The 20,276-nt window shown below is 73.5% G+C and carries 18 protein-coding genes and 1 riboswitch; of the genes, 7 read left to right on the top strand and 11 right to left on the bottom strand.

Features of this window, described 5'->3' with window-relative positions:
- Positions 1 to 117: 117 nt before the first annotated feature.
- Positions 118 to 828, top strand: a complete 711-nt coding sequence (locus tag HHX33_RS27975; protein WP_182877204.1) for a hypothetical protein — start codon at positions 118 to 120, stop codon at positions 826 to 828.
- Here the strand turns inward: HHX33_RS27975 and HHX33_RS27970 are convergent.
- Both HHX33_RS27970 and HHX33_RS27965 read right to left on the bottom strand, forming a co-directional pair.
- Positions 768 to 1,430: a response regulator gene (locus HHX33_RS27970; RefSeq protein WP_138461286.1), complete on the bottom strand. Its 663-nt coding sequence runs from the start codon at positions 1,428 to 1,430 to the stop codon at positions 768 to 770. The genes HHX33_RS27975 and HHX33_RS27970 overlap by 61 nt on opposite strands.
- Complete coding sequence (locus HHX33_RS27965) at positions 1,427 to 2,611, bottom strand: sensor histidine kinase (protein ID WP_182877203.1); 1,185 nt, start codon at positions 2,609 to 2,611, stop codon at positions 1,427 to 1,429. Before HHX33_RS27965 ends, HHX33_RS27970 begins: the two co-directional genes overlap by 4 nt.
- A gap of 195 nt (positions 2,612 to 2,806) precedes the next feature.
- Between HHX33_RS27965 and HHX33_RS27960 the strand changes: the two genes are divergently transcribed.
- Positions 2,807 to 4,423 carry a zinc ribbon domain-containing protein gene (locus HHX33_RS27960; protein ID WP_182877202.1) on the top strand — a complete coding sequence of 539 codons (1,617 nt, stop codon included), beginning with the start codon at positions 2,807 to 2,809 and terminating at the stop codon, positions 4,421 to 4,423.
- A gap of 28 nt (positions 4,424 to 4,451) precedes the next feature.
- Positions 4,452 to 6,431: a serine/threonine-protein kinase gene (locus HHX33_RS27955; RefSeq protein WP_182877201.1), complete on the top strand. Its 1,980-nt coding sequence runs from the start codon at positions 4,452 to 4,454 to the stop codon at positions 6,429 to 6,431.
- A gap of 26 nt (positions 6,432 to 6,457) precedes the next feature.
- Here HHX33_RS27955 and HHX33_RS27950 read toward each other — a convergent pair whose 3' ends face one another.
- The 4 genes from HHX33_RS27950 to HHX33_RS27935 all read right to left on the bottom strand — a co-directional run bounded on the left by HHX33_RS27950 (position 6,458) and on the right by HHX33_RS27935 (position 10,120).
- Entirely contained in the window at positions 6,458 to 7,213 is a 756-nt protein-coding gene (locus tag HHX33_RS27950; protein ID WP_396785843.1) for an adenosylcobinamide amidohydrolase, read from the bottom strand.
- Entirely contained in the window at positions 7,210 to 8,046 is an 837-nt protein-coding gene (locus HHX33_RS27945) for an ABC transporter ATP-binding protein (protein WP_310741560.1), read from the bottom strand. The genes HHX33_RS27950 and HHX33_RS27945 overlap by 4 nt, the downstream gene beginning before the upstream one ends.
- On the bottom strand, positions 8,043 to 9,071 hold the full coding sequence (locus HHX33_RS27940; RefSeq protein ID WP_182877200.1) for a FecCD family ABC transporter permease: 1,029 nt from the start codon (positions 9,069 to 9,071) through the stop codon (positions 8,043 to 8,045). Before HHX33_RS27940 ends, HHX33_RS27945 begins: the two co-directional genes overlap by 4 nt.
- An 86-nt stretch (positions 9,072 to 9,157) precedes the next feature.
- Positions 9,158 to 10,120: an ABC transporter substrate-binding protein gene (locus tag HHX33_RS27935; protein ID WP_182877199.1), complete on the bottom strand. Its 963-nt coding sequence runs from the start codon at positions 10,118 to 10,120 to the stop codon at positions 9,158 to 9,160.
- A gap of 77 nt (positions 10,121 to 10,197) precedes the next feature.
- Positions 10,198 to 10,322: riboswitch (cobalamin riboswitch) on the bottom strand.
- A gap of 337 nt (positions 10,323 to 10,659) precedes the next feature.
- Here HHX33_RS27935 and HHX33_RS27930 point away from each other — a divergent pair.
- Entirely contained in the window at positions 10,660 to 12,033 is a 1,374-nt protein-coding gene (locus HHX33_RS27930) for an acyltransferase (RefSeq protein WP_310741559.1), read from the top strand.
- A gap of 24 nt (positions 12,034 to 12,057) precedes the next feature.
- Here HHX33_RS27930 and HHX33_RS27925 read toward each other — a convergent pair whose 3' ends face one another.
- Both HHX33_RS27925 and HHX33_RS27920 read right to left on the bottom strand, forming a co-directional pair.
- Complete coding sequence (locus tag HHX33_RS27925; protein WP_182877198.1) at positions 12,058 to 13,455, bottom strand: PepSY-associated TM helix domain-containing protein; 1,398 nt, start codon at positions 13,453 to 13,455, stop codon at positions 12,058 to 12,060.
- 354 nt (positions 13,456 to 13,809) lie between these two features.
- Complete coding sequence (locus HHX33_RS27920) at positions 13,810 to 14,379, bottom strand: hypothetical protein (RefSeq protein WP_182877197.1); 570 nt, start codon at positions 14,377 to 14,379, stop codon at positions 13,810 to 13,812.
- A 289-nt stretch (positions 14,380 to 14,668) separates the two neighbouring features.
- Between HHX33_RS27920 and HHX33_RS27915 the strand changes: the two genes are divergently transcribed.
- Positions 14,669 to 15,250, top strand: coding sequence for a histidine phosphatase family protein (locus HHX33_RS27915; RefSeq protein WP_182877196.1), 582 nt, complete (start codon positions 14,669 to 14,671; stop codon positions 15,248 to 15,250).
- 55 nt (positions 15,251 to 15,305) lie between these two features.
- On the opposite strand, the gene HHX33_RS27910 is transcribed toward HHX33_RS27915, so the two are convergent.
- The 3 genes from HHX33_RS27910 to HHX33_RS27900 all read right to left on the bottom strand — a co-directional run bounded on the left by HHX33_RS27910 (position 15,306) and on the right by HHX33_RS27900 (position 16,738).
- Positions 15,306 to 15,581 (bottom strand): hypothetical protein, encoded by a 276-nt coding sequence (locus HHX33_RS27910; protein ID WP_111700034.1) that lies wholly within the window; start codon positions 15,579 to 15,581, stop codon positions 15,306 to 15,308.
- 101 nt (positions 15,582 to 15,682) lie between these two features.
- Entirely contained in the window at positions 15,683 to 15,916 is a 234-nt protein-coding gene (locus HHX33_RS27905) for a DUF397 domain-containing protein (protein ID WP_182877195.1), read from the bottom strand.
- On the bottom strand, positions 15,917 to 16,738 hold the full coding sequence (locus HHX33_RS27900; RefSeq protein WP_208759029.1) for a helix-turn-helix domain-containing protein: 822 nt from the start codon (positions 16,736 to 16,738) through the stop codon (positions 15,917 to 15,919).
- 199 nt (positions 16,739 to 16,937) lie between these two features.
- Here HHX33_RS27900 and HHX33_RS27895 point away from each other — a divergent pair, with 199 nt between their 5' ends.
- Together HHX33_RS27895 and HHX33_RS27890 are read left to right on the top strand one after the other, a co-directional pair.
- Complete coding sequence (locus HHX33_RS27895; protein WP_310737905.1) at positions 16,938 to 17,447, top strand: ATP-binding protein; 510 nt, start codon at positions 16,938 to 16,940, stop codon at positions 17,445 to 17,447.
- Between the two features lie 373 nt (positions 17,448 to 17,820).
- Entirely contained in the window at positions 17,821 to 20,205 is a 2,385-nt protein-coding gene (locus HHX33_RS27890) for a helicase-associated domain-containing protein (RefSeq protein ID WP_182877193.1), read from the top strand.
- The last annotated feature ends 71 nt before the right edge of the window (positions 20,206 to 20,276 follow it).

Below are 20,276 nucleotides of genomic sequence, written 5' to 3'. Positions count from 1 at the left end.
AGGCGATAAGTAGCCCCAGCGGATGAGGACGCATCATCCGGGCGGCGGACGAGTCCGCCGCGTTCCGTCACCTACGGTCCCCGGCTGTAGGAAGACGGACCTGAAGGGGAAAGATCGATGTTCAAACTGTCCGACTCGGTGGCCTTCCGGCGAAGCGTCACCGGAGTCCTGCTGTTCGTCGCGCCGCTGCTGCAGTTCGTCGCGCTCCTGGTCGACCCCGGCACGTGGGGCGACGACCGCGAGATGGTCAGCTACGGCGCCAGCCCGGCGCTGGCCCAGCTGGAGTCGGCGCTCTACCACTGGAGCTGGATGCTCGTCCCGATCGCGGCCTTCGGCCTGCTGCACCTGGTGCGCAAGAAGTCCGTCGTCTTCGGGCACATCGCGGGCGGAATGACGATCATCGGGTACATGAGCGTCTCGGCCCTGCTCCTCATGGACCCCGTGGAGTGGTGGTTCGGGCAGCACTACCCGGTCGAGCAGGGCGAGAAGATGTTCAACGAGGTGTTCGACATCCCCGGCGTCGTCTTCGGCTTCACGCTGCCGTGGATCTACTTCGGCATGGTCGGGCTGCCGCTGCTCCTGCTGGCCGTCTCGCGCACCGGGTTCGTCCACTGGTGGGTGCCGGCCGTGGTCGCCGTGGGCTACCTCGGCGCGGTGGCGGTGCCCTACAGCCCGGCGACGATCCCGTTCTGGGGCGCCCCCGTCATCGCGATGGGTTACCTCGGCCTCAAGGTGCTCAAGATGACGAACGCCCAGTGGCGGTCGTACTACCCGAGCGCCGACCCCGGCGTCACCACGCCCGACTCGTACGCGAACACGACCGCCTGAGCGCGGTCGCGCAGGTTCAGCTTCATGAGCACGCGGGCGACGTGGGTCTTGACCGTGGCCTCGCCGACGAAGAGCTCCTTGGCGATCTCGGCGTTGGTGTGGCCGCGGGCGAGCATCCGCAGCACCTCCAGCTCACGCGGGGTGAGCTCGGCCAGCTGCGGGGGCCGCACCGGCTCGTGCCGGCCGGCGAACGACGCGATCACCCGCGTCGTGACCGCGGGGTCGAGCAGTCCGTCCCCCGCGGCGACCACGCGGATCGCCTCCACGAGCTGCTCGGGCGGCGACACCTTCAGCAGGAAGCCGCTGGTGCCCGCCCGCAGCGCGGCGTACAGGTTCTCGTCGGTGTCGAACGTGGTCAGCATGATGACCTTGGGCGGATGGGGCGAGTCGAGCACCCGCCTGGCCGCGGCGAGGCCGTCCATGCGCGGCATGGAGATGTCCATCAGCACGATGTCCGGCCGCACCCGGGTCGCCAGGGCGACGGCCTCGGCGCCGTCGGCGGCCTCGCCCACGATCTCCATGCCCGGCTCGCTCTCGACGACCATGCGCAGCCCCGCCCGGATCATGGCCTGGTCGTCCGCGAGGACGATGCGGATCGTCAACTCGCCGCCTCGCTCATCGGCGCCGCCTGCGCGATCGGCAGCGTCGCGCGGACGCGGAAGCCGCCCTCCGGCCGCGGCCCCGCCTCCAGGCGGCCGCCGAACAGCTCGGCCCGCTCCCGCATGCCGATGAGCCCGTTGCCCGTGGACAGCGCCGTCGCGGCCCGCCCGCCGTTGTCGGCGATCTCCAGCTCCAGCCGGTCGGGACGGTAGGCGACGACGATGCGGGCGTCGGCCTCGCCGGCGTACTTGACCGCGTTGGTGAGGGCCTCCTGGACGATGCGGTACGCCGACAGGTCGAGACCGGGCGCGAGCCGTACGGGGTCGCCCTCGGTCTCCAGCGTGACGCGCAGGCCGGAGGAGGCGACCGTCGAGATCAGGTTGGGCACCATGTCGAGCCCCGGCTGGGGCAGCGCCTCGTCCTGCGGCATCCGCAGCGCGCCGAGCATGATCCGCAGCTCCTCCACCGCGTCGCGGCCCGCCTGCTCGATGCCGGAGAGGATGGCCGCCTCCGGGCCGGGGCCGTCCTCCCGCGCCACGCCCATCCTGCGCCGCAGCGCCCCGGCCTGCATGACCATCATGCTCACGCTGTGGGCCACCACGTCGTGCAGTTCCCTGGCGATGCGGTTCCGTTCGGCGGCGACGGCCTCGGCGGCCCGTCGCTCCCGCTCCATCTCCAGGCGCGCCGCCCGATCGGCCATCCGGTGCGCGCGCAGGAGATAGCCGCGCAGGGCCAGGCCCGTGGCGTACGCCGAGCCGAACATCACGGTGAGGAAGATGACCTCCTCGAACGGCAGGAACCGGTGGTCGACGGCGCCCGAGTCGAAGATCAGGATGCCCGCCAGCCCCCAGGGCCCGCCGTGCCGCACCGGCAGATGGGCGCCGATCGTGTGGAAGACGATGAGCAGCGCGGCGAGCTGCCAGACGGGGCACTGCTCGTAGCCCTGCCGGTGCCACACGTACTGCGCGAGGATCATCAGGATGAAGACCGTCACCGGCGACCTGCGGCGGTACCAGACCAGCACGCCGGTGACCACCGCCTGCCCGACCCACCACAGCTCGGGGGTCTCGGCCGCGCCGTAACTCCCGGCGACCGTGAACGCCTCAAGGGTGCCCAGCGCCATGATGGCCAGGCCGATCAGCAGATCGACGCGGGGAACCGAGCGAAGGGGGGAAACGCGCATGACGCGCAGCGTAACTCTTATCCGGCATAACGCGCATCAGTCGAATCTGCCCAGCAATCGCCCTGCAAGTGGTTGTCAAGTGACTGACTGATCATTGCCCTGTATCAAGTGGATGTCAGTCACGGTGCTCACCTTGTCGAGCACCGTCCGCACTGAGACGCTTTAACCGATCCGAGAAGGCCGAGGAGACGCAGAATGCCCCGCCTGCACTCTCTTGTCGCGGGGCTGGGCGCGTTAGCCGTGCTCGCGGCGCCCATGCTCCACCCACACCCGAGCGGCTCCACCGACCGCGTGACCCCGGGTGCCGTACGCGTCGAGTCGTCCTCCACCGTGTCCATCACGCTGCTGGACGACCGCGGCGTGATCAAACAGATCGCCCGGAAGTACGATGTGGACCTCGACGGAGGCAGCGGCTTCACCATCACGCCCGACGGGGTGGTCGTGACCGCCACCCAGGTCGTGCAGTCGGCCCAGGACCCCCGGGTGTACGCCGCGAACCGGGTGTTCGCCGAGTACTTCAAGGTCAAGGTGCCGGCGGACTTCAAACGGCACACGCTCGACGATCCCGACCTCGACCGGCGGCTCCAGGGGTGTTACCCGCCCCAGGAGAGCGACTCGACCTGCATCGCGACGGTCACCACGAACGTCACCGTCTACCCCTACCTCGACCCGCCGACCGGAGGGCTGCCCGCGCAGATCCTCACGACCGGGACCTCCCCGGCCGCCCCGGCCGTGCTCAAGGTCACCAAGGGCGGCGAGAAGCAGTCTCTGCCCACGGCGCCGCTGGGCACCGCGATCGCCGGCAACATCGCGTCGCTCGACGTGATGACGCTGACCGGCAGGCCGTCGGCCAAGCTGCCGCCCAAGCTCGACACCGCGCACCTCGACCCGCCGGGCAGCCGGACCTTCAAGGACGACGAGCGCGCCAAGCTCGCCGGGCTCCTCGCCGAGGGCGCGCCCGGCGCGGCCCTCATCGACGACGGCAAGAGCGAGGTCGTCGGGCTGCTCGCCGGAGGCGGCGACGTCCCGCTGACCATCACGCCCGCCGACGAGATCCGCACCGCGCTCGTCGGCGTCGGGATCACCCCCCGCCGCGGCCCGGTCGACGTGGTGTACGAGAACGCGCTCGCCTCCTACCACAACAAGCTGTACTCGAACGCGGCGCCGGTGCTGGAGCAGGTGCTCAAGCTCCGGCCCGACCACGCCGTCGCGGCCGACCACCTGCGGGTCGCCAAGGCCAAGGCGGGCACGGCGGAGGACTCGGGCGCCAAGCGGCCGGCCCGTCCGGTGCAGGCGGAGCAGCCCAAGTCGTCCGTGTCGCCACTGGTCTGGGCGGCGGGCGGCGTCGTGGTCCTGGTCCTGCTCGTCGTGGGCGTCGTGCTGCTGCGGCGCAGGAGCGCCGCCGGCCACGCCGCTCCCGAGCCCCAGGACCTCGCCCACGCCGACGCCCACCATGACGCCTATCCCGTCAGTCACCCGGGCGGCGGGCCGGCGGGCGAGGCCGGTGACGCCGGCCCCTCCTGGCCGCCGTACGCGGTCACCCGGGTCTTCGGAGCCGAGGCCGCCCGGTCGCCCGAGGTCATGCGGCCGGCGCCCACGGGTGGGCCGGCCGCCCAGACGCCGGTGGACTCGTCGCCGCCCGGCGGGCACTCGCACCCCCCGGACCCGTCGCCGCCGCAGGGGCGGTCGTACCCGCCGGACCTCTCGCCGCCACGGGGACAGGCGCAGCTGAAGTTCTGCACGCAGTGCGGCATGCGACTGGGCCAGGGACATCGTTTCTGCGGCTTCTGCGGGAACCCGGTCGACCAGTGATCCGAAGAACGTTCAGGGGGGAATCCGCATGACGGAGGGGCCGGTGATGCCTCCGCTCATCGGGCGGCGACTCGGCGACTACACGGTCGAGGCGGTCGTCGGGCGCGGGGGGATGGCCACGGTCTACCGTGCGCGGGACCAGCGGCTCGGGCGGGCCGTGGCGTTGAAGGTGCTCGCGCCGCAGCTCGCCCAGGACGACCGCTTCCGCGACCGGTTCGTACGGGAGTCGCGGCTGGTGGCGAGCATCGACCACCCCAACATCATCCCCGTGTACGAGGCCGGCGAGCGCGACGAGCTGCTGTTCATCGCGATGCGGTACGTCGAGGGCTACGACATGCGCAAGCTGGTGCAGTCGGAGGGGCCGCTGCCGGTCGGGCGGGCCAATCCGCTGTTCGCGCAGATCGCCTCCGCGCTGGACGCGGCGCACGCCAACGGCCTGGTGCACCGGGACGTGAAGCCGGCCAACATCCTGGTCACCCGGTCCGAGCACGTCTACCTCACCGACTTCGGGCTGACCAAGAGCTCGTCGGCCGAGGCCGGGCTGACCAGCCACGGGCACTTCATGGGCACCCCGCGTTACGTCGCTCCCGAGCAGATCCGCGGCCTGCCGGTCGACGGGCGCAGCGACCTGTACGCCTTCGCCTGCGTCGTCTACGAGGCGCTCGCCGGGCAGCCGCCGTTCCAGCGGGACACCGAACTCGCCCTGCTCTACGCCCACGTCTCGCACGATCCGCCGCCACTCACGCCGTACCGGCCGGACCTGCCGCACGCGGTGAACGCCGTGCTGACGCGGGCGCTCGCCAAGGCGCCGGAGGACCGGTACGCGACCTGCCTGGCGTTCGTGTCGGCCCTGCGTGACGCGATCAGCGGCGGAGCGGGCGGCCCGGCGGAGGGGGCCTCCTCCTACCCGCCGGTCTCCTATCCCGGCGGGTCCCATCCCGCCCAGTCCCAGCCGGCCCAGTCCCAGCCGGCCCAGTCCCAGTCGGCAGGGTCCTCTCCGGCAGGGTCGTATCCCCCGGCGTCGTCCTCGGTCCCGCCGTCGTCCGTACCGCCGGTCTCCCGGCCCTCCGCGGGGCAGCCGGCCTCCTACCCCGGTGCCCAGCACGGCTCGTATCCCGCCACGCACCCGGGCACGCACCCCGGCCCGGGCTCGTACCCCGGCGGCCAGGCCGGATCGCACCCTGGATCCCACCCTGGATCCCACCCTGGATCTCAGCCCGGTTCGCATCAGGGGTCGTATCCTCCGGGCTCGTATCCCCCCGGCGCGCAGTCCGCGGCCTCGCATTACGGCTCACCCCACGGTTCGCATCACGGGTCGTATCCCCCGGGGTCGTCCCACACGCAGGCCACGGTCGCGGCGGGGACGGGGAGGCCGCCGGCCCGGCGCAAACTCCCTCTCGGACCGCTGATCGGCGGCCTGGCGGTCCTGACGGCCATCGCCGTCGCCGCCACGCTGCTGCTCACCAGGGGCGGGGACACCGCCGCGACGTGGAACACCTACCCGGGCAGCACCGCCGCGCCGTTCACCATGGCCTACCCCTCGACCTGGGGCGAGGCCAGGACCAACGCCGACCAGTGGATGATCGCCTCCCCTGCCCGCGACGAGTTCGACGCGCTGTTCGCGGTGCCGGGCAACACCGACTGGTCGAGGGTGAACCCGATCATCACGGGTCAGCCGGATCGCGCCAGAGGGGTGTTCGCCCAGGTCAGCAATACCCTGAGCCTCTCCGACTCGCCGATGGAGCTCCAGGAGAGCCTGCAGACGGCCTTCCCCGGCACGGTCGCCTACACCGGCGTCCCGTCCCCCACGACGGTCGGGGCCAAGCCGGCGTTCCAGATCGAGGGCGTGCTGAGCGACCCCCAGCAGGGCGGCCGGCTCGACTTCTACGCCTACCTCGTGCGGCAGGGCGACACCGGCACCGCGGTGCTGATCACGTTCTTCTGCCCGACCGGCAAATGCGACCGCGGCCTGATCGACCACATGGTGAACACCGTCACGTTCAAGTAGCGGCCACCCTCACGGAGCAACCGTCTTCACACAGCGGCGCGTTCCGCCCAGTCGCGGGCTCCGTCGAGGACGGCCCGGTGGACCGCCCGGGCGATCCGCGCGCCCCAGACGGAGCGCGGGCCGCCGAACGGCTCCGCCGGGCCCTCCCGCCGTACGGCCACGCAGACCGCGTCCGACGCGGTGCCCGTGCAGGGGAAACCCGCCTCCAGCAGCGCCTGGGTCTTGGCCTCGGTAACCGTCATGACGGCGTTGACCAGCGCCGCGTCGGAAAAGGCCACGGGCGCCGCCACCAGGATGTTGACCGTCCCCGGGCGTGGCAGGCACGCCGTCGCGTCCTCCGGGCCGGGGGTCTCCCGCGTCGCATCCCGCCCGCGCTCCGGGGCATGCCCTGGGGGCCTCCGCCCGGGCTGTGGGACGGCCGGCAGGCCGGGGTCGGGCACGCCCTCGGGTGAGGCCGCCCAGGTGGGCACGCCCAGGCCGACCGTGGCTGCGGCCTCCGCTCCGCCGTCGGCCGCCACGCGGAACCGCTCGACCGGCGCCGCCGTCATCATGCCGACACCGGGGCCCTCAGGGCCGAGCGAGGCCATGTGCTCCACCGGGTCCATGCGCGCGTAGCCGCTCGCGACCTGCGCGTTCAGCACCCACTCCCGGGGACCGATCCCACCGCCCAGCATCGCCGAGGAGATCATCCGCCAGCCCGGCCCGAACCGCCACAGCAGCGTGCCGAGACGCGCGCCGTCCTCGGCCCGGTGGGTCAGCGACGGCCGCGGCAGGCCGGTCACCTCTCGTCCCCGGCGGGGATCGGTGCAGGCAGCGGCGGGCGCACCAGGTGGACGAGCGGCCGCCCGTCGGCGCCGGACTCCACCCGGACGCGGGCGCCGAAGTGCTCGGTCAGCAGCGGCTCGGCCAGCACCCGCCCGGGCGGGCCCGCCGCGACCGCGCGGCCAGCGGCGAGCAGCACGAGACTGTCGGCGTACTGCCCGGCGAGGCTGAGGTCGTGCAACGTCGTCACGACGGTCAGGCGGTCGGCCAGGCGCAGCCGGTCGACGAGTTCGAGCACCTGCTGCTGGTGTCCCAGGTCGAGGGCGGTGGTCGGCTCGTCCAGCAGCAGCACCGGCGCCTGCTGCACCAGCGCGCGGGCGAGCACGACCCGCTGCCGCTCGCCGCCCGACAGGTGCCCGAGCGGCCGGGTCGCGAAGCCGTCCAGGTCGAGCCGCTCCAGCACCGACCGCGTCACCTCGCGGTCCCGGGCGCTCTCGCTGCCCAGATAGGAGATGTACGGGGTGCGGCCGAGCGACGCGTAGTCGTACACGGTCATGTCGGGCGGCAGCGCCGGGCTCTGCGGGGCGTAGGCGACCAGCCGGGCCCGCCGGCGCGGGCGCAGGCCGTCCACGGCCGCGCCGTTCACGAGCACCTCGCCCTGACGCGCCACCAGCCCGGCGACGGCCCGCAGGAGCGTCGACTTGCCCGCGCCGTTGGGGCCGATGACCGCAAGCCACTCCCCCGGCGCGGCCGACAGGGTGACGTCCGCGAGCACCGGCCGCCCGCCCAGCGTGACGCCCAGCCCGCGCGCCTCCACCGCCGGGACGCCGGGGCCGGCGGCGTCGCCGCTCACGTCTCCACCCGCCGGGTCATCCGCAGGACGGCGACGAAGAAGGGCGCCCCGACGAACGCGGTGACCACCCCGATGGGCAGTTCCGCCGGGGCGAGCACCGTGCGCGCGATGGTGTCGGCCAGCACCAGGAACGCCGCCCCGCCGAGGAACGACAGCGGCAGCACGACGCGGTAGGACCACCCGGCGAGCCGCCGGACGACGTGCGGCACCACGATCCCGACGAAGGCGATCAATCCGCTGACGGCCACCGCGGACGCGGTGGCGAGCGAGGCGGCCAGCAGCACGGTGAACCGCACGCGCGTCGCGTGCAGGCCGAGGCTGACCGCCTCCTCGTCGCCGACCGACAGCACGTCGAGCAGCCGCCCGTGCAGCAGGACGACCACCGTCGACACCACCGCGTACGGCGCGATCATGCGGAGCTGCTCCCACCCGCCGCCGACGTCTCCGAGGATCCAGGAGTAGATGCGCTGCAGCTCGTCGACCTTGAGCTGCTGCACGAAGGTCTGGATGGCGGTGAGGAACGAGGTGACCGCGACCCCGGCGAGCACGAGCGTCGCGGTGCCGCCTCCCCGGCCCGCCGTGTGTCCCAGCGCGTACGCGAGGACGACCCCGCCGACGGCCCCCGCGAAGGCGGCGACCGGCACGGCCGCCACCCCCGCGTCGCCGCCCAGGAAGACCACGACGAGCGTCACCGTGAGCCCGGCCCCGGCCGCCGCGCCGAGCAGGTACGGATCGGCCAGCGGGTTGCGGAAGACACCCTGGTAGCCCGCCCCCGCGAGGGCGAGCAGGCCGCCCACGACGGCGGCCAGCAGCACCCTGGGCACCCGGAGCTGGAAGACGATGCCCTCCTCGTTCGGCTGCAGGCCGGAGTGCAGGGACACCAGCGGCAGCCGGTCGAGCAGGGCCAGCGCGATGGCGCGGGGCGAGATGACCGCCGCGCCCGCCGCCAGGCCGGCGATCAGGCTGACCAGCAGCACGACGCACACGACGAGCAGCGCCCGGCGTGACCGGCCCGCCGCCGTCACCCCGTCACCCGGACCCGCCGCGGCACCGCTCTCACCGCGATCCCGGGGGCGTGCGCGTCACCGGGGGCCTGCGCGTCACCACCGGCTCAGCCCGCCGCCTTCTGGACGGCGTCGCTGACGACCTGGGCGAGGTCGGCGACGCGCGGTCCCCAGCGGGAGGCGACGTCGTCGTCGAGCTCCACCACACGGTCCCGCTTCAGGGCGGCCAGGCCGGACCAGCCCGGCCGCTTGGCCAGCGCGGCGGCGTTCTGACCACAGCACTTGGTGTCACCGAGGAAGATCAGGTCGGGGTCGGCCTTGGCCACGAACTCCGCCGACAGCTTGGGATAGCCGCCCGCCGCGTCGGGGGCCTCGTCGGCGATGTTCCTCAGCCCGAACAGGCTGTAGACCTGCCCGATGAACGTGCTCGACGTGGCCGCGTACGGCGTGGTGTCCAGTTCGTGATAGTAGGTCAGGCCCTTGCCCTTGGGCGCCGCCGCGACGAGCGCGTCGATCTTCTGCTTGACGCCGCCGGCCACCTCCTCGGCCTTGTCCACGTTGCCGGTGGCCGCGCCGAGGTCCCTGATCTGGTCGTAGGTGTCCTCCAGCTTGGTCGCGGCGGGCTCCAGCAGCACCGGGACGCCGACCTTCCCCAGCCCGGCGACCACGCCCTCCAGGTCGTTGGCGAGCACGACGAGATCGGGCTTGGCGGCGGCGATCGCCTCGACGTTGGGCTTGAAGCCCGACAGCGACGTCTTCGGCGCCTCGGGCGGGTAGTTCGACTGGTCGTCCACCGCGCCCACCTGGGCGCCCGCGCCGATCGCGAACAGGATCTCGGTGGCCGTCGGGGACAGCGACACGATGTGCTCGGGCCGCTTGGCGATGGTCACCGCGCCGTTGCCCGCCTGGACGGTGACGGGGAAGGCGCCGCCCGAGGCGGCGGAGCTGGAAGCGGCGGGGTTCGAGGCGGCGGGGGACGCGGAAGTGGCGGAGCCGTCGCTCTGGCCGCAGCCGGCCAGTCCGAGCACGCCCAGCACCACACCCGCGACGGCCGTACGCAGGGGCCTCACGAGGGTCCTCCAAGGGGGAAAGCCGGGAAATCGAGAGACCCGCGGGATTGGACGGATCACCCTTTTCCACGAGGGTTGACGGCGTCGGCGCACAACGCAGGCGACCTGGCTCGTCCCCGGGGGCGGGGAACCACAGTTGCGGGACAGCGCCGGGTTCTCACCGGACTTCGCTGCGCTGCGCGCGTCGGACGCAACGGTACCAACCCGCCTCGCGGCGCCGTCATCCTCCCCCGGCCGCCGAGGTCCGCCCGCCTGCCCGTACGCCGGGGTGGTAGGGCAGGCCCCACCCCGATGGTGGGGGCTCGCCCATGATCGGGAGTAGTGGCTCCGTCGCTGCGCCGGACGGCGGCCGGGCGGGACCCTGGAGCGGCCGGGCGGTTCCCGGCAGAAGCTCCTGACGGACTATCTCCCCCACTCCTCCTCAGTCCGCGGGCCGGCGCCGGAGCGCGCGGTCGCGACCGCTCCCCGCTCCGGCCGGGTCCGCGACGGACGACCGGCGTCCGGCAACCGACGATCGACACACCGAAGGCGGCTCCCCCGTGTCCCTGACCATGCTTCCCCCCGCCCCCGCGCGGGCCCCGGCCGCCCCCGGGCCCCGGGACCGCTTCATCGACATCCTGCGCGTCTTCGGGATGGTCCTCGTGGTCGTCCAGCACTGGGCGATGCCGGTCCTGTCGTACGCCGGAGGACGGCTGACCACGGGCAACGCCCTGGCGGCGGCTCCGTTCGTCACCTGGATCTCCCAGGTGATGCCGCTGGTCTTCTTCGCCGGGGGCGCGGCCAACGCGATCAGCTTCCGGTCCGCGGCGCGCCGCGCCGGCCTGCCGGACACGCGCGAGACGGCCCGGGAGCGGTCGACGCGGCGGCCGACCGCGGAGAAGCGGACGGCCTGGGAGTGGACGGCGCGGGAGTGGACGGCGCGGCGGGTGCGCCGCCTGGCCTGGCCGGTGGCGCCGCTCGCGGCCGTCTGGCTGCCGCTCCCCCACCTCCTGACGGCGCTCGGCGTGCCCCCGCAGCCGGTCGAGGTGGCCGCGCGGACCGTCGGCCAGTTGCTCTGGTTCCTCGCCGTCTACCTGCTCGCGGTGGTGGCCACCCCCCGCCTGCTGCGCGTACGGGCCGGGGTCGCGCTGCCCGTGCTGGCGGGCGGCGCGGTGCTGACGGACGTGGTCCGCTTCTCGGGGCTGGAGGCCGCCGGCTATCTCAACGTCGCGTTCGTGTGGCTGGCCGTCCACCAGGTCGGGTTCCGGTACGCCGACGGCGGCCTGGAGTGGCTGCGGGGACGCCGCGCGGCGGCGCTCGCGGTGGCCGGGTTCGCGATGGTGGCGGCCCTCGTGGTGGCCGGGCCGTACCCGGCCAGCATGATCGGGATGCCCGGCGCGGTCTCGAACATGGCCCCGCCGAGCGCGTGCCTGCTCGCGCTCTTCGCCGGCCAGCTCGGCCTGGCGATGCTGCTGCGCCCCGCCCTGAACGCGCTGGCGCGCCGGCCCCGCGCCGAGGCGGTGCTCACCGCGCTCGCGCCCCGCATGATGACCGTCTACCTGTGGCACATGACGGCGCTCGTCGCCGTCGCCGGGCTCGCGACCATCGGGTTCGGGCCGGCTACTCCTCTCCCCGGCTCGGCGGCCTGGTGGAGCGGCGCCCCACTGTGGCCGGCCGCCCTCGCGCCGGTCCTGCTCGGGCTCACCGCCCTGTTCGGCCGATGGGAGGAGCCGGCGGGAGCCGCCACCGGACGGCATGTGGCGGTCGCCGCGCCGCTCGTCGGCGGCGCGCTGCTCACCCTCACGGTGACCGGCTTCGCGCCGGGGCCGGCGCCGGTGATCGCGTCGATCGCCCTGGTCGGGGGCCTGTGCCTGGTCAGCCGGAGGGCACGCCTCGCGGGGCCGGTCCACCGCTCGGGTGAACCGGCCCGATGAGACGCCGTACGACGGCTTCGGGCGTCAGCCCGCCCGCCTGGCGCGGAGTCCGAGCAGGACGTCGATCACCAGGAACACGGCCAGGGAGATGCCCATCAGGGGCAGGTAGTAGCCGGCCACGGCGGTGAGCAGGGCCAGAGGCACCAACAGCCCCCAGTGCAGGCCCCGCAGGCCGCCCCGGGGGTGGGGCCGGCCGAAGCCGCGGGTCGGGCGGCGGCGCCACCACATGCGGTAGCCCAGCACGATCAGTGTGATGAGCCCGGCGGCGATCGCGGCCAGGACGATCTGGTTGGCCAGGCCGAAGAGCAGCCCCATGTGCGCGTCGATGCCCCACTCGGTGAGCTTCGCGGCCAGCGGATAGTCCGCGAACCGCAGCTCGCCCACGAACCGCCCGGTCGCCGGGTCGAACGCCAGCTGGTCCAGGCGCGTGGGGACGGTCTTGCGGATCTCCTTGACCACGTACGCGTCCCCCGGCTCGCCCGGCAGGACGACCTCCAGCGGGCCGGACAGCCGCCAGCTCGCCGCCGCCCGTGTGATCTGGTCGATTCCCACGTCCTGGGTGCCGCCGGCCTGGCCGCCGCTCGCTGCGTGCCCCGAGTGCCCGGCGTGCGCGCCCAGATCGGTGTCGATCGTGGGAGTCTCCCAGCCGAACGCCGTACGCAGCCCGGCGATGTTGTCCCCGGCGTACTTCGACCAGGTCAGGCCGGTGACGGACAGGAACAGCAGGCCCAGCAGTGCCCACAGCCCCACCGAGCCGTGCCAGGACAGCGTGCGGCGCGACCCGGTCGCGGCGCGGTCCGGGGTGAACAGGCCGCGCAGGCGGCGGCCGTCGCGGCGGCGCCGGGTCAGCCACAGCGCGAGCCCGCCGAGGGCGACCACCCACAGCCAGCCGGCGGCCAGCTCGCTGTAGATCCGGCCGGGCTCACCGAGGTGCAGGCGGCGATGCAGGTCGGAGATCCAGGCGCGCACGGGCAGCGCCCCGGAGCCGCCGTAGCTCTCCAGGGCGCCGCGCACCTGACCGGTCCCGGGGTCGACGAAGACCGCCATCCGGGTGCTCTCCGGCAGGCCCGGCACGTCCAGCAGCACCCGGGTGGTCAGGCCGGGCTCGGCCGCGGGACGCACCGCGGCGACCTTCCCCTCGGGCAGCGCCCGGCGGGCCGCGGCGACCTGCTCGCCGAGGGGGACGGTGACCTGGCTGACGGGCGCGGTCAGCTCGTGCCGGTAGACGACGTTCTCGATCTGGAAGGAGGCGGCGTACAGCAGGCCCGTGGCGGCCGCGACGAGCAGGAAGGGGGCGATGAGGATCCCGGCGTAGAAGTGCAGGCGGACCACGAGCGGGCGCAGCGCCGCCCAGGTCGCGCTTCTGCCGCGAGGAGGGCGTGGGGGATCGACGACGGGATGGACGTCGGCGGTCGAGGTCATGGGGGGTCTCTCCGTTCGGCCGTGAGCGCGCGCCCGCGGGCACGCCTCACCAGGGCAGGGGGGAAGTGTCCGGCGGGCGCCGCCCTTCGCGAGCGGGAACCCGGGTGGACGCGTCGCACGGCGGAGCGGGCCGGAGCGGAGCTCCGGCCGGCGGCTCCAGGCCCTGCGAGAGCGTTCCGAGCCCGCGAGGCGTCACCGCGGGTGGGCGGCGGCGCGGCGAGGCGTCACCCGGCCACGCGCGGCGGGGCGTGCGTGCCGGACACTAGCCGCGGCCGCGCGGGGCGCGGTCCAGGCGGCTGGGAACGGGCGTGCGGCATGGCGACAGCCGCCGCCCCCGGAGGGGGCGAGCCCGGATCAGAGAACGGAGACGACGGGAGGCGGACCGCGCCGGGCGACGACCACGGCGAAGTCGGCCCGGCGCGGGAGCGGAAGGGAGAACCGCCCCAGGACCCCCGCGGGGATCGGAGCGACGCCGGCCGGCGGGCCCGCGAGGACGACGACCATCGCCCACAGCCGGCGCACGGGCGTGACGGCCAGGTGCACGATCACGTCCAGCGCCGACTCGCCGCGTTCGAGGGCCCAGGCGGACAGGACCGCCGTCGCGGCGTGGATCAGCAGCATGCCCAGCCCGGTGCCGTGCTCCCCCGTCCACATGGGCGGCGACTCGTGCGCGGCGCCGAGGGTGAACAGGTGGTGCAGGCCGTACTGCGCGGCGAAGCACGCGCCCAGCAGGACGTCCATGCCACGCCGGCGGCCCGCGAGCAGGAACGCGCCCAGCCAGGTCAGCGCCAGCGCGGCGACGAGGGCGCCCGCACGCACGGGAGCGCCTCCGGCCAGTACGTGCAGCGCGGCCGAGACCAGCACGCACGCCACCGCGAACACCGCGGCGCGTAAGGCGCGCAGGGGCGACCGGCCGGCAGACACGGCGCAATCCTGGCAGAGCGCGGACGTCGCCACCATCCTTGACTTGTTTGGATCCGCTCGGCTATGTCTGTCCGTTTCCCGCCGCCCAGCGCGGACGCGCTCATCACCTGTGACACCGGTGGACACGTCAGGCGCCACTCGTGAAAGGTTCACGCGTGGGCCGTCACCGGCGAGAAGGTCGTATGCACGTGCATCGGCTGCCGGACAGCGGCCTCGGACCCCGGCGGCCCCACCTTTCGGCGGGGGGCGGTGCGCTTGGCCTGCGCCGTATCGGCAAGAGTGGGAGCCCATGAACGTCATCCTGCTGAGACACGGCGAGACCGAGTGGAGCAAGGCCGGGCGGCACACGGGCCGCACCGACGTCCCGCTCACCCCGCACGGCGAGGAGCAGGCGCGCACCCTGTCCCGCCTGGTGGCGGGCCGGTCGTTCGCCCAGGTCCTCGTCAGCCCCGCCCGCCGGGCCAGGCGTACGGCCGAACTGGCCGGCGCCGGGTCGTACGAGGTCGACCCGGACCTGTGGGAGTGGGACTACGGCGGCTACGAGGGCGTGACCACCGCCGCCATCCGGGAGTCGCACCCAGGCTGGTACGTCTGGCGGGACGGCGTCGTCCCGGGTGACGAGGGCCACCCGGGCGAGACCGTGGAGCGCGTCGGGGAGCGGGCGGACAAGGTCCTGGCCCGGATCCGCTCCACGGACGGCGATGTGCTGGTCGTCGCGCACGCGCACATCCTGCGCGTGCTCGCGGCCCGTTGGCTCGGCCTGCCGCCCGCTCACGGCAGGTACCTCCGCCTCGACACCGGGACGTACTCGGTGCTGGGCCACGAGCACGGCGACGAGCCGGTCCTGCTCCGCTGGAACGCCCCCGCCTGAGCCGGCCCCGGTCAGCCCTGAATCAGCTTCGAATCAGCTTCGGATCAGCTCTGAATCAGCTCTGCGCGACCGGCTGAGGCTGCGGCCCTCGGCCGGTCAGCCACTCAAGGACCTTGCGGTGGCCGTGGCGGGCGTCCTCGAAGTGCCCCCACCGCCAGTACCTGGGCTGCTCCCGCACCCCGGTGACCCACGTCCGGTACGCGACCGCCCTGGGCCGCCCGTCCTGCGGGTCGGCCGGGGAGGCGACGCCGTAGGTGCGGATAACCACGCGGCCGCCGGGTGCGAAGAGCACGTCGTCGGCCACCGGGTAAAGAGTCATCTGCTCCAGCACGAGGGTCCCCCTTGTGATTCTCCTGGGGTCCAATGTGCCGGATCCTTGTTACGGCGCCCGCCTTGTGGTGTTACGCCCGCGAGAAGCGAGTGAACAGAGGATTACACCAGAAGGCCGTCGAACTCGCTGTCCTTGACCCCGAGCACCAGGGCCCGGATCTCGTCCCGCGTGTAGATGAGGGCCGGCCCCTCGGGGTAACGCGAGTTCCGTACGGCCACACTGCCGTCGGGAAGCTCGGCCAGTTCCACGCAGTTGCCGGTCGAGTTGCTGTGGGCGCTCTTCCGCCAGGTGACCCCGGAGAGGTCGGTTGCGGGCATCCCGTTATATGTCTGCATTCATGTCTCTCTGAGAAGATCGCCGAGGATCTCGGCAGTGCCGCCGGGCGTGGTGCTCTCCACGCACAGCTGCTCCATGGCCGTGAGGTAGGGATCGATGTCCTCACGTTTGTCCAGGTAGAGCGCACCCCAGAGCTGCTCGACGTAGACCACGTCCGAAAGATCGGACTCCGGGAAGCGGAGGATGGTGAACGCGCCTCCCTCAGCCGCGTGCATCCCGTAGCGAAGGGGCATCACCTGCAGGGTGATGTTGGGCAGCGTGGACACCTCCAGCAGGTGCTGGAGCTGTTCCCGCATCGTCGCACTCCCTCCGATGGGCCGCCTGAGCGCGGCCTCGTCGATGACGGCCCACAGCCGGGGGCCGTCCTTGCGCGTGAGCCTCTCCTGCCGCTGGAGCCGCAGGTTGACGCGTTGATCGAGCGTGTCCTCCGTGGCGTCCGGATGACCGAGCTGGATCACCGACCGGGCGTACTTCGCCGTCTGCAGCAGGCCGGGCACGAACTGCACCTCGTAGGTGCGGATCACGCTGGAGGCCTCCTCCAGGCCGACGTAGGTGACGAACCAGTTCGGCAGCACCTCGCCGTACTTGTGCCACCAGCCGGGCGTGTTCGCCTCGCGGACCATCTCCAGCAGGCCACGCCGTTCGTCGTCGTCGTGGACGCCGTACAGCGTGAGCAGGTCTTCGACGTCACGTGTCTTGAACCCGACCCTGCCGAGCTCCATCCGGCTGATCTTCGACTCCGAGGCACGGATGTGGAAGCCGGCGACCTCACGGGTCAGTCCGCGCTCCTCCCGCAGGCGTCGAAGGCTCGCGCCGAGCATGATTCGCCGAACGGTGGAACCGGATCCGGGCGGATCTATGGACACGTGCTATTCCTCCGCTTTGTGGACTGGTTCACAGTCTGTCAAAGATCGCCCCCTTCGTCCCAGTGGTGTCGGGGGTAACGGTAGCGCCTGCACAACGCGCTTGCACGTGCATTCGCTCTTGCACATGCACGGGAGTGTCCCTCATCATGATCTCGTGCAGTCCACGAACCTGACTCGTGGCCAGATTCACTGGTCGGCGCTCGACTGGTGGCCGCCTATCGGCTGGTGGCCGGAGCCCGCACGCGGCCTCCTCCAGCCCGGTTCGGCGAGCGCCAGTGCCACATTCGTCCTCCCGCCCCGCGCGGAGTCGGTCCACTCGGCACGGAGCTTCGCGGCCGGGACGCTCTCGGGCTGGGGGATGACCGACCTGCTCGACGGGATGGAGCTGGTCGTCTCCGAACTGGCCACCAACGCGCTGCGACACGGCATGACGCTCGCCTGCGACCGCCCGAGGGAGGTCATCCGCTTGTCGCTGATCCGGCGGGGACCGCACGTGGCGTGCGCGATCACCGACCCCGGGTCGAACGCGCCGGTGCTGCGGGACCCCTCCCCTTTCGAGCCGGGCGGGCTGGGGCTGCACATCGTGGAGTCGCTGAGCGCGTGCTGGGGCTGGTGTCCCCTCGTCCCGCAGGGCAAGGCGGTATGGGCCGTGCTCGCGGCCTGAGCCCCGGCCCCGAGCCGGGAAGACGGACGGAAGGCGGCGCGCCCTCCGAAAACCTAACTCCGTCGTTAGATCTTGCTGTCGCCGATCGCGGTCCGCCGGCCGAAGAGCGCTCCCGTGCAGCCCGGAATGCATGGGAGCGCCCTCCGGCCGGCGGCCCGGATTCCCCGGAACACTCCCGAAGCGTGGGCGTGGCGGGCGATGATGTGCAGACATCGGGCCGGAGCGGCCCAACAGCACGCCCGTTTCCAACCGATCGGCGGAGACATATCGTGATCCCGGAATTCGTGAGCGCGATCTGTCCACCGGTGCGCGGACCCCGCCGAGGCTGTGATCTGCACTACGGTGTCTGCCTGGGACTCCCGAGAGATCAACGATGGACGATCACATAATCGGCTGGCTGACCAGTCTTGACGAAGACAGGCTCGCCCGCGTCCTGGCCAACCGGCCGGACGCGATCGCACCGCCGTGGCCCCGGCGCATGGACGCCCTCGCGCACCGGCTGACCGACACCTTCGCCGTCATGGAGGTCATGCGCGGCCTCCCCCTGCCCCCGCTCGAACTCCTGCAGGCGTGCCTGGTCGTCGGGGGCCACCCGACCGAGGACGAACTGGCCCGCTTCCTCGGGGTGAGCACCTCCGAGGTCATCCCCTGGCTCGATCACCTCTACGACCACGCCGTCGCCTGGCCGGGCGCGGACGGGCGGATCACCCTGGCCCAGGCCGTGGCCCGCTGGTGGACCGCGCCCTGCGGCCTGGGCGAGCCGCTCGGGGCGTACCTCGACTCCTGGAAGCTCAGCACCGAGGCGCTGCGCCGGGTGTGCCGGATGCTCGACCTGCCCGGGCACGGCGGCAGGCGCCAGGTGGTCGCGCGGATCACGGCGCTGCTCGGCGACTCCGAGCGCCTGGGGGCGCTCCTCGACGACGCCCCGGACGGCACGCTCGGCATGCTCGACGACTTCGCCTGGGACGGGCCCGTGCGCAGCGTCGACGGCGACCGGTTCGTCACCCCCGGCACCCCGGAGAAATGGGCGCTCGACCGGGGGCTGCTCTTCCGCACCCAGTGGAACCTGGCCGGGATGCCCCGCGAGGTGGCGCTGGCCCTGCGCGGGCCCGACTACCGCGGGCCGTTCACGCCGTACCCGCCCGACCTGGCCACGTCCGGCGCCGACGCCGGCGCGGTCGAGCACGCGATGTGCCTGGCCGCGCCGCGGGTGCTCGACCGGGCGGCGGCGTTGCTGGAGAACATCGACAAGACGACGCTGCCGCTGCTGAAGAACGGCGGGGTCGGCGTGCGGGAGATCAAGCGGCTGGCCAGGGAGATCGGCTGCGCGGAGGACGAGACCCGGCTGCTGCTGGAGGTCTGCGCCGTCGCCCGGCTGATCGCCGTCGACGACGAGGCCGGCGGGCTGACGGTGACGGCGGGGTTCGACGCGTGGCGGCTGGAGGAGGCCCCCGCGCGGCTGTGCGTCCTGCTCGCGGGCTGGTGGCGCATGGAGCGCTCGTCGCTGCGCCGGGTGGACGGCCGTCAGCCCGCCGCGCTCGGCGACGACCCGGCCGGCGAGACGATCGCCCGCATCCGGTGGGCCCTGTTCGCCGCGCTCGCCGAGATCCCCGAGGGCAGGGCCTTCGCGACGCTCCGTGAGCTCGTGCAGCGGGTGCACTGGCGGGCCCCGCTGCTCGACCGGGAACTGCTCGCCGACTGCGCCGCGGCCGTCCTCGACGAGGCCCGCCTGCTCGGGCTCGCCGCGTGCGACACGCTCACCGGCCTCGGCCGGGCGCTGGCCCCGCTGGCCGCCGTGGCCGGGAACGAGAGCCACGAGTGCGTGCCGGAGGTCGAGCACGATCCCGGGCTCGCCGGGGCCGCCACCCACGCCATGGCGAGCGCCCAGCGGACCGCGCTGTTCGGCGCCGACCTCACCGCCGTGGTGACCGGCCCGCCGTCGGTCGAGCTCGCCGCGCTGCTCGACCGCGCGGCCGACCGGGAGTCGCAGGGCACGGCGTCGGTGTGGCGCTTCGGCCCCGCGAGCGTACGGCGGGCCCTCGACGCCGGCGACACCGCGGAGACGCTCATCGCCGGCCTGACGGAGGCCGGGACGCTGCCGCAGCCCCTGACGTACCTGATCCGGGACGTGGCGCGGCGCCACGGCGAGGTCACCGTGTCGTCCGTCGGCTGCATCATCCAGGGCTCCGACCCCGCGCTGCTCGCGGAGATCGCCGCGCACCGGAAACTGGGCAGGCTGGGCCTGCGGCTGCTGGCGCCGACCGTCCTCGCGGGCGCGGCGCCCGCCGAGGCGACGCTGGCCGCCCTGCGCGAGGCCGGGTACGCCCCCGTGCCGGTGGACGACACCGGCGAGATCACGGTCAGGCGGGAGCCGCAGGGCGGGCGGCTCATCCTCCTGCCCGGCGGGCGGGTCGCCGAGCTCGATCCCCCCGCGCACCTCCTGGAACCCCCGCCCGACCCGCGCGAGCACGCCCGGCGGCTGATCGTCAGCGGCGGGCCGTCGGCCGGGGAGGCGCGGGTCCGCCAGACGTGGGCGGTCATCGGGCGGATGGCGACGCGGCTGCCGGCGGCCCAGCAGTCGCTGCTGGGCTTCGTGGTGGACCGTGACGTCCGGGCGCTCATCACGCTCGCCGACGGGGTCACCGCCACGGTCAGCCACGGCGAGCTGCGCAGCGGCGTGCTCGACGCCTGGTGCGAGGAGGCCGGCGACTACCTGGAGTTCCCCCTGAACGAGATCGCCTCCGTCGTCAACGCCTGACGACCCGGCCCCGGCGTCCGACCCTCCCGCGTCTCACCCGGCGGCGCTCAGCGCCCCCTGCCCGGCCGCCG

It is taken from the genome of Microbispora sp. H10670, assembly GCF_014161385.1.
Classification (GTDB): domain Bacteria; phylum Actinomycetota; class Actinomycetes; order Streptosporangiales; family Streptosporangiaceae; genus Microbispora; species Microbispora triticiradicis.
The sequence above is the reverse complement of the archived record's forward strand: the minus strand, read 5'-3'. Positions and strand labels throughout refer to the sequence as shown.

Coding starts and splice junctions, on each gene's coding strand:
- HHX33_RS27900 (WP_208759029.1), bottom strand. CDS start 16,738: ATGCTCGGCGCGAGCCTTCGACGCCTGCGGGAGGAGCGCGGACTGACC.
- HHX33_RS27925 (WP_182877198.1), bottom strand. CDS start 13,455: ATGACCTCGACCGCCGACGTCCATCCCGTCGTCGATCCCCCACGCCCT.
- HHX33_RS27905 (WP_182877195.1), bottom strand. CDS start 15,916: ATGCAGACATATAACGGGATGCCCGCAACCGACCTCTCCGGGGTCACC.
- HHX33_RS27955 (WP_182877201.1), top strand. CDS start 4,452: ATGACGGAGGGGCCGGTGATGCCTCCGCTCATCGGGCGGCGACTCGGC.
- HHX33_RS27965 (WP_182877203.1), bottom strand. CDS start 2,611: ATGCGCGTTTCCCCCCTTCGCTCGGTTCCCCGCGTCGATCTGCTGATC.
- HHX33_RS27915 (WP_182877196.1), top strand. CDS start 14,669: ATGAACGTCATCCTGCTGAGACACGGCGAGACCGAGTGGAGCAAGGCC.
- HHX33_RS27975 (WP_182877204.1), top strand. CDS start 118: ATGTTCAAACTGTCCGACTCGGTGGCCTTCCGGCGAAGCGTCACCGGA.
- HHX33_RS27890 (WP_182877193.1), top strand. CDS start 17,821: ATGGACGATCACATAATCGGCTGGCTGACCAGTCTTGACGAAGACAGG.
- HHX33_RS27960 (WP_182877202.1), top strand. CDS start 2,807: ATGCCCCGCCTGCACTCTCTTGTCGCGGGGCTGGGCGCGTTAGCCGTG.